The sequence below is a fragment of the Pseudomonas sp. 300 genome, from assembly GCF_055803035.1.
Map to the genome: position 1 here is coordinate 740,923 of NZ_JAVLRV010000001.1, position 8,815 is coordinate 749,737.

The 8,815-nt window shown below is 61.0% G+C and carries 9 protein-coding genes; 4 read left to right on the forward strand and 5 right to left on the reverse strand.

Annotated elements, in window-relative coordinates; translation table 11 throughout:
• The first annotated feature begins 168 nt into the window (after window positions 1-168).
• The gene (locus tag Q7W83_RS03370; RefSeq protein WP_150634119.1) at window positions 169-1,365 is read left to right on the forward strand and encodes a multidrug effflux MFS transporter; all 1,197 of its coding nucleotides are present in this window, start codon (window positions 169-171) and stop codon (window positions 1,363-1,365) included.
• An 8-nt stretch (window positions 1,366-1,373) separates the two neighbouring features.
• On the opposite strand, the gene Q7W83_RS03375 is transcribed toward Q7W83_RS03370, so the two are convergent.
• The 3 genes from Q7W83_RS03375 to Q7W83_RS03385 form a co-directional block, all read right to left on the reverse strand.
• A complete protein-coding gene (locus Q7W83_RS03375; protein WP_191623755.1) occupies window positions 1,374-1,544 on the reverse strand; it encodes a hypothetical protein in 171 nt (56 codons plus the stop codon).
• A 134-nt stretch (window positions 1,545-1,678) separates the two neighbouring features.
• Window positions 1,679-2,692 (reverse strand): zinc-binding alcohol dehydrogenase family protein, encoded by a 1,014-nt coding sequence (locus Q7W83_RS03380; protein WP_473655669.1) that lies wholly within the window; start codon window positions 2,690-2,692, stop codon window positions 1,679-1,681.
• Window positions 2,693-2,724: 32 nt separating this feature from the next.
• A complete protein-coding gene (locus Q7W83_RS03385) occupies window positions 2,725-3,018 on the reverse strand; it encodes a putative quinol monooxygenase (protein ID WP_150634117.1) in 294 nt (97 codons plus the stop codon).
• Window positions 3,019-3,136: 118 nt separating this feature from the next.
• Between Q7W83_RS03385 and Q7W83_RS03390 the strand changes: the two genes are divergently transcribed.
• The 3 genes from Q7W83_RS03390 to Q7W83_RS03400 all read left to right on the forward strand — a co-directional run bounded on the left by Q7W83_RS03390 (window position 3,137) and on the right by Q7W83_RS03400 (window position 6,627).
• Window positions 3,137-4,066, forward strand: a complete 930-nt coding sequence (locus Q7W83_RS03390; RefSeq protein ID WP_150634116.1) for a LysR family transcriptional regulator — start codon at window positions 3,137-3,139, stop codon at window positions 4,064-4,066.
• A gap of 316 nt (window positions 4,067-4,382) precedes the next feature.
• The gene (locus Q7W83_RS03395; protein WP_150634115.1) at window positions 4,383-5,117 is read left to right on the forward strand and encodes an ArsR/SmtB family transcription factor; all 735 of its coding nucleotides are present in this window, start codon (window positions 4,383-4,385) and stop codon (window positions 5,115-5,117) included.
• Window positions 5,118-5,244: 127 nt separating this feature from the next.
• Window positions 5,245-6,627, forward strand: coding sequence for an MFS transporter (locus Q7W83_RS03400; protein ID WP_150640041.1), 1,383 nt, complete (start codon window positions 5,245-5,247; stop codon window positions 6,625-6,627).
• A gap of 118 nt (window positions 6,628-6,745) precedes the next feature.
• Here the strand turns inward: Q7W83_RS03400 and Q7W83_RS03405 are convergent, their stop codons facing one another.
• Together Q7W83_RS03405 and Q7W83_RS03410 are read right to left on the reverse strand one after the other, a co-directional pair.
• Window positions 6,746-7,699 carry an adenosine deaminase gene (locus Q7W83_RS03405; protein WP_150634113.1) on the reverse strand — a complete coding sequence of 318 codons (954 nt, stop codon included), beginning with the start codon at window positions 7,697-7,699 and terminating at the stop codon, window positions 6,746-6,748.
• An 81-nt stretch (window positions 7,700-7,780) separates the two neighbouring features.
• On the reverse strand, window positions 7,781-8,746 hold the full coding sequence (locus Q7W83_RS03410; RefSeq protein WP_473655670.1) for a 2-oxoglutarate and iron-dependent oxygenase domain-containing protein: 966 nt from the start codon (window positions 8,744-8,746) through the stop codon (window positions 7,781-7,783).
• Between the last annotated feature and the right edge of the window lie 69 nt (window positions 8,747-8,815).

The window sequence follows — 8,815 nt, forward strand, 5'->3', positions numbered from 1 at the left end:
ATGTTGCATCGCTATCGCGAGCAAGCTCGCTCCCACAGTTTCTGAGTTTTAACTGACAGGTATCAGCTGTCCGTGGTTTTTTAATTGTTAGCGAGCTATCGGAATGTTCAAGGCGTCGACGCGCGGCTAAACTACGGGGCCGCCGACCTCAGTCCCACTGGATGCCCGATGAACTTCCGTACCATTTTGATACTTGGCGCCCTGAGCGCTTTTGGCCCCCTGGCGATTGATTTCTATCTGCCCGCGTTCCCGGCCATGGCGCTGGCGTTCGGCACCGACGAACAACACGTTCAACTGACACTGGCGGCGTATTTCCTCGGTTTGTCCATCGGTCAGTTGATGTACGGCCCGGTGGCGGATCGTTTTGGCCGACGCATTCCGTTGCTGACGGGTGTCGGTCTGTTCACCGTTGCTTCCCTGGCGTGCGCCTATGCGCCGAATCTGGAGTGGCTGCTCGGTGCGCGGTTCGTCCAGGCGCTGGGCGGTTGTGCGGGGATGGTGATTTCACGGGCGATCGTCAGTGACAAATGCGATGCGGTGGGTTCGGCGAAAGTCTTTTCACAGCTGATGCTGGTCATGGGCCTGGCGCCGATTCTCGCGCCGATGCTCGGCGGGTTGCTGGTCAATACCACGGGCTGGCAGTCGATCTTCCTCGTGCTGACCGGTTTCAGTGCAATGGCGGCAGTGGCCGTGGCGCTCGGCTTGCCGGAAAGCATGCCCGCGCATGTGCCACGCCAACCACTGTCGGGCGCGCTGCGGCAGTACGGTCGCCTGTTGTCGGATCCTGTATACCTCGGCCATGCCCTGACGGGTGGTATCGCCATCGCCGGCATGTTTGCCTACATCGCCGGCTCGCCGTTTGTCTTCATCAAACTCTACGGCGTGCCGGCCGAGCACTTCGGCTGGTTGTTCGGCACCAATGCGGCGGGGTTCATTCTGGTCGCGCAGGTCAACGCACGGCTACTGGCCAAGCGTGGCCCGGCATTCCTGCTGGCGCGCACCGTGTGGATCTACCTTGCAGCGGGTCTGGCGTTGTTTGCGGTCAGCTCGCTGCACACCGAGCAGTTGTGGCCGTTGCTGATTCCGCTGTTTATCTGCATCGCCAGCCTCGGTTGCATCCTGCCCAACGCCTCGGCTTGCGCCATGAACGGGCAGGGCGCGCGTGCCGGCAGTGCGTCGGCGATGCTCGGTTGCCTGCAATTCAGCGTCGCCGCCGGGGCCGCGTCGCTGGTGGGGATTTTGTACGACGGCAGCGCCATGCCGATGGCCATGGTCATCAGCCTGTGCGGAATTCTGGTGGTGAGCATAGCGATGCTCACCCGGCGTTTGCAAAATGCCCGGGCGTTGGCACAAGCCCAGGTGTGAGGAAGGTCTCAGCCGGCAGCGCGCTGCTGCTGGGCGGGAATCTGATGAGGGGCGAGCAATCGTGCTTCGAGGGTTCGAGTGAAAGCGCGCGCTTCGGCTTCGCTACGGAACGTCACCGCGTGTTGGTCCAGGCGGACCTGCCACTGGGATTTTGCCAATTCTTTTATCAGGATCTTCATTACTGACCTCCTCGGTTAAAAGATTGCATCGCAGAGTTCACGATTGTAGACCCGAATACGATCGAAATTATGACAAGGGTCAACCTTCTGACTGACGGTGTCGTCCATTCGGACGACACTTGTATCAATCTGTCTCAGAAGCCTTCGAGGACAATCTTGCCCTTGGACTTGCCGCTCTCCAGCAGCTCATGCGCACGCCGCAAATTTGCTGCATTGATCGTTCCGAAGTGCTCGCCCACCGTGGTTTTCAACGTCCCGGCATCGATCAGCGCGGCCACGCGGTTGAGCAAGTTGTGTTGCTCGATCATGTCCGCGGTTTCGAACAGCGAGCGGGTATACATGAACTCCCAGTGCAGCGACAGGCTCTTGCGCTTGAGCTTGGTCACGTCCAGCGCCTTCGGGTCATCGATCAGCGCCAGTTTGCCCTGCGGCGCCAATGCTTCGACCAATTGATCCAGATGCTGATCGGTCTGGGTCAGGCTGGCGACGTGGGTCACCGAGTTCACGCCCTCGCGTTTGAGCGCTTCGCTCAGCGGTTGGCTGTGATCGATCACCAGATCAGCGCCCAGTTCACGCACCCAGCTCTGGGTTTGCGCACGGGACGCGGTGCCGATGACTTTCAGCCCGGTGAGCTGGCTGGCCAGTTGCGTAAGGATTGAACCGACACCGCCGGCCGCCGCGACGATCAGCAAACTCTGGCCTTCATCAGTATTGCCTTCGCGCACTTGCAGGCGTTCGAACAACAATTCCCAGGCGGTGATCGCCGTCAAAGGCAGCGCGGCGGCTTCGGCGAAACCGAGGGTTTTCGGCATATGGCCGACGATCCGCTCGTCCACCACGTGCAACTCGCTATTGCCGCCGGCGCGGGCAATGGAGCCGGCGTAGAACACCTTGTCGCCAGCCTTGAACAATGTCACTTCACTGCCGACCGACTTGACCACACCGGCCACGTCCCAGCCCAGCACTTTGGCTGCGCCGCCTTCAGGCTGCACGTTCTGGCGGACTTTGGTGTCCACCGGGTTGACCGAGATGGCTTTGACTTCCACCAACAGATCGCGCGGTCCGGCGACCGGTTCTGGCAGTTCGATGTCTTGCAGGGCGTTGGCGTCGCTGATCGGCAACGAGGTGTAATAGGCAATGGCTTTCATCAGGGATTTCCGAACAGTAATAGAAGAAGGGGTCAAGCCACGGAGCGCAGGCGCTTGAGTTCGAAGTGCTCGAGAAAGTCGCCGGCCTTGGCGCGAAAGTCTTGAATGTGCGCGCTCGCGTCATGGGCCTGCAGCGCTTCGTCGCTGCTCCACTGCTCGATCATGTAGAAGGCGAGTGGATTGGCCAGGTCCTGATGCAGGTCGTATTGGCCGCAACCGGCTTCGGCGCGGGTCGGCTCCAGCAGTGCGCGCAGGTGCTGTTCGAGGGCGTCCTGCTGACCGGTTTTGGCGATCAGGGTGGCAATGGCGGTAAATGGCTGGGACATGTTCGACTCCGATGACGGGCTGATTTCGATGGGGTGGATGATTGGCTATTTCTCTGCAAGATAAAACCCGCTAAAAGAGCAGTCTCTTTCAATTTTTTTTTGATAATCGAGGCTTGAGATGCTGCGTTTCGATGACTTGCAGTTGTTTGTCCGGGCCGCGGACCTCGGCAGTCTGTCGGCGGCGGCGCGGGGAATGGACATGTCGGCGGCGGTCGCCAGTGCGGCGTTGAAGCGCATCGAACAGCAACTCGGCGCGCGGTTGCTCGCCCGTTCTACCCGCAGCCTGCGCCTTACCGCCGAGGGCGAAGGGTTTCTCGAATACGCCCGGGCCGCCCTGAGCAACCTCGACGAGGGCCGCCGTTTGCTGGCCAGCGGTCAGGACCAGGTCAGTGGCGTGTTGCAGCTGTCGGCGCCATCGGATTTCGGTCGCAACCTGTTGCTGCCGTGGCTGGACGAGTTCCAGCGTGAGCACCCGAAACTCACGGTGCGCCTGCTGCTGGGCGACCGCATCGCCGACCTGTTCCGCCAGCCGGTGGACATTGCCCTGCGCTACGGCGAACCGGAAGACTCCAGCCTGGTGGCGCTGCCCATCGCCCCAAATAATCGCCGCGTGCTGTGTGCCGCCCCGAGCTACCTGGCCCAACACGGCGAGCCGCGGCAACTGGAGCAACTGGCGCAGCACAACTGTCTGCTATTCATGCTCGGCAGCCGGGTTCACGACCACTGGAGTTTTCACGACGGCAAACGCGAGGTCAGTCTGACCGTCAGCGGTGACCGTTTCAGTGACGATGCCGATGTGGTGCGCCTATGGGCCGTGGCGGGCGCCGGAATCGCCTATAAATCCTGGCTGGATGTCGCCGCCGATGTGTTGGCCGGTCGCTTGAAAGTGCTGATGCCGGAGCTGCTCTGTGAGCGCGCACCGCTGAATTTGCTGTGCGCCCATCGCGCACAATTGAGTAAGCCGGTGAACCTTTTACGGGAAATGCTCGCCAGCCGATGCGCCGGTTTAAGTAGTCAATTTCCGATGTTGGCGGTGACTGATCATTAGTCGCAGGCAAATAGCGAAATTTCACTCAGGAACTATCACCATCAAGGGATTTCAGAGGGCAGGAACCGACGGTTAACGCGCTTATACTAGCGCTCGCCTCAGGTTCGCACGGTCGATCTCGCCAGGGTGAGCCCGCGTTTGAGTCGGCCTGGCCGGCGGTCGATCGCCGAGCCTTTGCACAATGCGCAAGGCAATGGCTTGTGTGAGTGGATGGCTTTGCCCGGTTTGTCGCGGTTTCCGCGTCTTGGCCGACGACACATTACTGGTCAAGATGTCTCTGAGCAGTAGACGAAACGATTCAACAGGGAGTGAATACATGGAACATGCACCTTGCATCAGCCAGATCGCCACGTTGCTGGCTGACCCAAAGCGCAGCGCAATGATGTGGGCCTTGATGGACGGCTCAGCGCGACAAACCGAAGAGCTGGCCTTGCTGGCCGGCCTGTCACCATCTTCGGCCAGTGCACACCTGGGGCGTTTGTCCGCCGGAGGTCTGTTGAAAGTCGAAACCCGGGGCCGCAAGCGGTTTTTCCGCTTGGCCGCGCCCGAGGTCGGCGCTGCGATAGAAGCACTGGCCAGTGCGACAATTGCCAGCGCACCCCGAGACATCCCGGACGTATTAAAACGCACCGCACCTCTCTCCAAACCTCAGGCGGCACCTTCATCGTTGTTGCGCGCGCGACTCTGCGACGATCATTTGGGGGGCACGTTGGCCGCCGATCTTTACCAGCGTTTGCTGGATACCGGCTGGATCGAACAGTTCGAGCAACGGGTGTCGATCACTCACAAGGGCGCCACTCAGTTGGCCAAACGCGGTGTGTTTGTCCAGGCGCTGGCGCACAGCCCCCGCCGAGCCGCTTGCGCCTGTCCCGACTGGAGCGAAAGACGTCCGCACATGGGCGGTTCGCTGGGCGCGGCGTTGCTGCAATTGTTCATGCAATCCGGCTGGCTGAGCTTGCCGAACGATTCGCGAGCCTTGCACGTGACGGCGACGGGGCAGCGTGAAATCCATCGGTTCGCCAAGGAGACCGAGCTGGAAATGGCGTTGTAGACGCCTCGGGAGCGACGTCTGGAATCTCGGGCGTCGTTCAGAGCTGTGGCCATGTCGCATCCAGCAATAACCCTCAGCGGCTATCGCGCACACTCGATCCAGGGACTTTCGGATTGGGGGATGTGGCATGGAAACACGCGGCTTCAGCGCGGCAGAACGTTTGGAACGGCTGCCTGTCAGTGGTTATCACCGGATCATTTTCATCATCATTGCCCTGGCGTTTTTCTTCGACTCCATGGACCTGGCGATGATGACCTTCCTGCTCGGCTCGATCAAAACCGAGTTCGGCCTCAGCACGGCGCAGGCGGGGTTGCTGGCCAGTTCGAGTTTCTTCGGCATGGTGCTGGGCGCGTCGCTGTCCGGCATGCTCGCCGACCGTTTCGGTCGCAAACCGGTGTTCCAGTGGAGCATCGTGTTGTGGGGCATCGCCAGTTATCTGTGCTCCACGGCACAGAACGTCGAAACACTGACCTTGTTCCGCATCCTCCTGGGGATCGGCATGGGTATGGAGTTTCCCATCGCGCAATCGATGCTGTCCGAGCTGATACCCGCCAAACGACGCGGGCGTTACATCGCGTTGATGGACGGTTTCTGGCCGCTCGGGTTCGTCGCGGCCGGGGTACTGTCGTACTTCCTGTTGCCGGTGATCGGCTGGCGGGACATCTTCCTGGTCCTGGCAGTGCCGGCGGTGTTCGTCCTGGCGATTCGCTTTTTCATTCCCGAGTCACCGCGCTGGCTGGAACAGGCCGGGCGGCATGAGGCGGCAGACAAGGTGTTGCTGGGCATCGAAGAGCGGGTCCGGTCCTCGCTGGGTCAATCGGATTTGCCTGAGCCTGTGCGCCTGCCGCATGTGACGAGTACGCCGGGCACTTTCTTTTCGGCTTTGCAGCAGATCTGGTCGCCGCTGTATCGCCAGCGCACGATGATGATCTGGAGCGTCTGGTTCTTTGCCTTGCTGGGTTTCTACGGCCTGACGTCGTGGCTCAGCGCGCTGTTGCAACAGTCGGGTTTTGCCGTGACGCAATCGGTGTATTACACGGTGCTGATTTCCCTCGGCGGGATCCCCGGTTTCCTTATGGCGGCGTGGCTGGTGGAGCGTTGGGGGCGTAAACCGGTATGCGTGGTGACGCTGCTGGGCGGCGGGGTGATGGCGTTTCTTTACGGTCAGAGCGCCGTGTTTGGCGGCAATGTCGGCTTGCTGATTACCTCGGGGCTGTTGATGCAGTTCTTCCTGTTCGGCATGTGGGCGGTGCTCTACACCTACACGCCGGAGTTATACCCGACGTCGGCGCGGGCCACGGGTTCGGGGTTCGCCTCGGCGATTGGACGCGTGGGTTCGTTGCTCGGGCCGTTGGTGACCGGGCTTGTGTTTCCGATGACCGGGCAGGGCGGCGTGTTCGCGCTGGGGGCGATGTGCTTTGCGATTGCGGCGGGAGTGGTGTGGGTGTTCGGGATGGAGACGCGGGGCAAGACACTGGAGGAGTTGACTGAATCTTCTGTCATCGGCTGAACGCATAACCTGTGGGAGCGGGCTTGCCCGCGATCGCGGTGTATCAGGGGCCAACGATCTTGACTGGCACTCCGTCATCGCGGGCAAACCCGCTCCCACAGGGGTTATGCGGTGAGGCTTACGGTTTTACCAGCCGCGCATCCAGGCTGTTCTGCGCCAGACGCTTCGCCTGATCCTGGGTCATGCCCAGATCGGTGTACAGCGCATGGAAGTTCTCGGTCACATACCCGCCGAAGTACGCCGGGTCATCCGAGTTCACGGTGACTTTCACGCCGCGTTCAAGCATGTCGAGAATGTTGTGCTGGGACATGTGATCGAACACGCAGAGCTTGGTGTTCGACAACGGGCACACGGTCAACGGGATCTGCTCGTCGATGATCCGCTGCATCAGGCGCTCGTCTTCGATGGCGCGCACGCCATGGTCGATGCGCTGGATTTTCAGCAGGTCGAGGGCCTCCCAGATGTACTCGGGCGGGCCTTCTTCACCGGCGTGGGCGACGGTCAGGAAGCCTTCGTGACGGGCGCGATCAAACACACGCTGGAACTTGCTCGGCGGGTGACCCATTTCCGAACTGTCCAGGCCGACGGCCACAAACGCATCACGGAACGGCAGCGCCTGGTCGAGGGTTTTCTCGGCTTCTTCTTCGCTCAAGTGGCGCAGGAAACTCAGGATCAAACCGCTGGTGATGCCCAATTGCTGCTCGCCATCCTTCAGCGCCGCGGCGATGCCGTTGAGCACCACTTCGAACGGGATGCCACGGTCGGTATGGGTTTGCGGGTCGAAGAACGGTTCGGTGTGAATCACGTTCTGCGCCTTGCAACGCAACAGGTAGGCCCAGGTCAAGTCGTAGAAATCCTGCGAAGTGCGCAGCACATCGGCGCCCTGGTAATACAGGTCGAGAAACTCTTGCAGGTTGTTGAAGGCGTACGCCTTGCGCAGGGTTTCGACATCGCTCCACGGCAGGGCGATCTTGTTGCGTTCGGCCAGGGCGAACAGCAACTCGGGCTCCAGTGAACCCTCCAGGTGCAAGTGCAGTTCTGCCTTGGGCAGGGCGTTCAGCCAATCGTACATTGTCGACATCTCATCAGGTGCAATGCCGGCATTCTACAGATGCTGACTGCAATAATTGGTAAAACCTGACCAAGCGGTTCATCAGCCAGCGCCCTGTTCCCGCCGGTAAGCGTAGGTATCGGCGAAGCGCGAGAGCAGGAATTCGGCGCAGGTGGTGGCCGGGTATTTCGCCGGGTGCGACTCATCCTGACAACCGGGCAGGCATTCGATGCGCGTGTCGGGATGCGGCTCGGCGAAGAACGGCATTGAGTAACGGTCCACCCCTAACGGGCTGATCACCCGGTGCGGGGTCGACAGATAACGGTCGTTGCTCCAGCGCGCCATCATGTCGCCGAGGTTGACCACGAACGTGCCCTCGATGGGCGGTGCGTCGATCCAGTCGCCTTTGACATTGCGCACTTGCAGGCCACCGGCCGCGTCTTGGTACAGCAGGGTGATGCAGCCGTAATCTGTGTGGGCACCGGCACCTTGCTGATCTGCCGAGCTGGCGTTGTGACGTGGCGGGTAGTGGATCATCCGCAGCACGCTGACCGGCTCATGGAAACGCCTATCAAAGAAGTCGCGATCGATGTTCAGCGCCATCGTCATTGCGCGCAACAGGGTTTGGGCCAGCGCCTGCATGTCGACGTAGTGCTGCTCCATCAGTGCTTGCCAACCGGGTATCGAGGGATGACGGTTGGGGCCGCGCAGCGGTTTTTCCGCGAGGACTTCCGGGTGATCGGCCGGCAAGTGCAGACCCATGTCGAAGGTTTCTTTGAGGTCGCTGGGTTTGCTCGGGTCGAGCTGTTCGGTGGCGATGGCGCCGTAGCCGCGATGGTGACGGGTCTGGGTGATGTCGATGGTGAGTTTTTCGGCAGCAGGCAGGGCGAAGAAACGGGTGGCGTGATCGAGCACGGCGTCGATGCGTGCGGCGCTGATCGGGTGACCCTTGATGTAGAAAAAGCCCCACTCGCGGCAGGCGCGGTCGATGTGCGTGGCGACGGTTTGCCAGGCGGTTTGGTCATCGCTGTAGAGCGGGCCGATGTCGATGATGGGAAGGCTGTTCATGCGATTGTCCTTAGGAGTACGCAGATCTGGAATACACCGGAGCACCTGTGGGAGCGGGCTTGCCCGCGA

Excerpts from the sequence above, each read along its gene's own strand:
- Q7W83_RS03410 (WP_473655670.1), bottom strand. The coding sequence starts at position 8,746 with ATGAACAGCCTTCCCATCATCGACATCGGCCCGCTCTACAGCGATGAC.
- Q7W83_RS03375 (WP_191623755.1), bottom strand. The coding sequence starts at position 1,544 with ATGAAGATCCTGATAAAAGAATTGGCAAAATCCCAGTGGCAGGTCCGC.
- Q7W83_RS03370 (WP_150634119.1), top strand. The coding sequence starts at position 169 with ATGAACTTCCGTACCATTTTGATACTTGGCGCCCTGAGCGCTTTTGGC.
- Q7W83_RS03385 (WP_150634117.1), bottom strand. The coding sequence starts at position 3,018 with ATGTCCCAGCCATTTACCGCCATTGCCACCCTGATCGCCAAAACCGGT.
- Q7W83_RS03405 (WP_150634113.1), bottom strand. The coding sequence starts at position 7,699 with ATGTACGATTGGCTGAACGCCCTGCCCAAGGCAGAACTGCACTTGCAC.
- Q7W83_RS03395 (WP_150634115.1), top strand. The coding sequence starts at position 4,383 with ATGGAACATGCACCTTGCATCAGCCAGATCGCCACGTTGCTGGCTGAC.
- Q7W83_RS03400 (WP_150640041.1), top strand. The coding sequence starts at position 5,245 with ATGGAAACACGCGGCTTCAGCGCGGCAGAACGTTTGGAACGGCTGCCT.
- Q7W83_RS03380 (WP_473655669.1), bottom strand. The coding sequence starts at position 2,692 with ATGAAAGCCATTGCCTATTACACCTCGTTGCCGATCAGCGACGCCAAC.
- Q7W83_RS03390 (WP_150634116.1), top strand. The coding sequence starts at position 3,137 with ATGCTGCGTTTCGATGACTTGCAGTTGTTTGTCCGGGCCGCGGACCTC.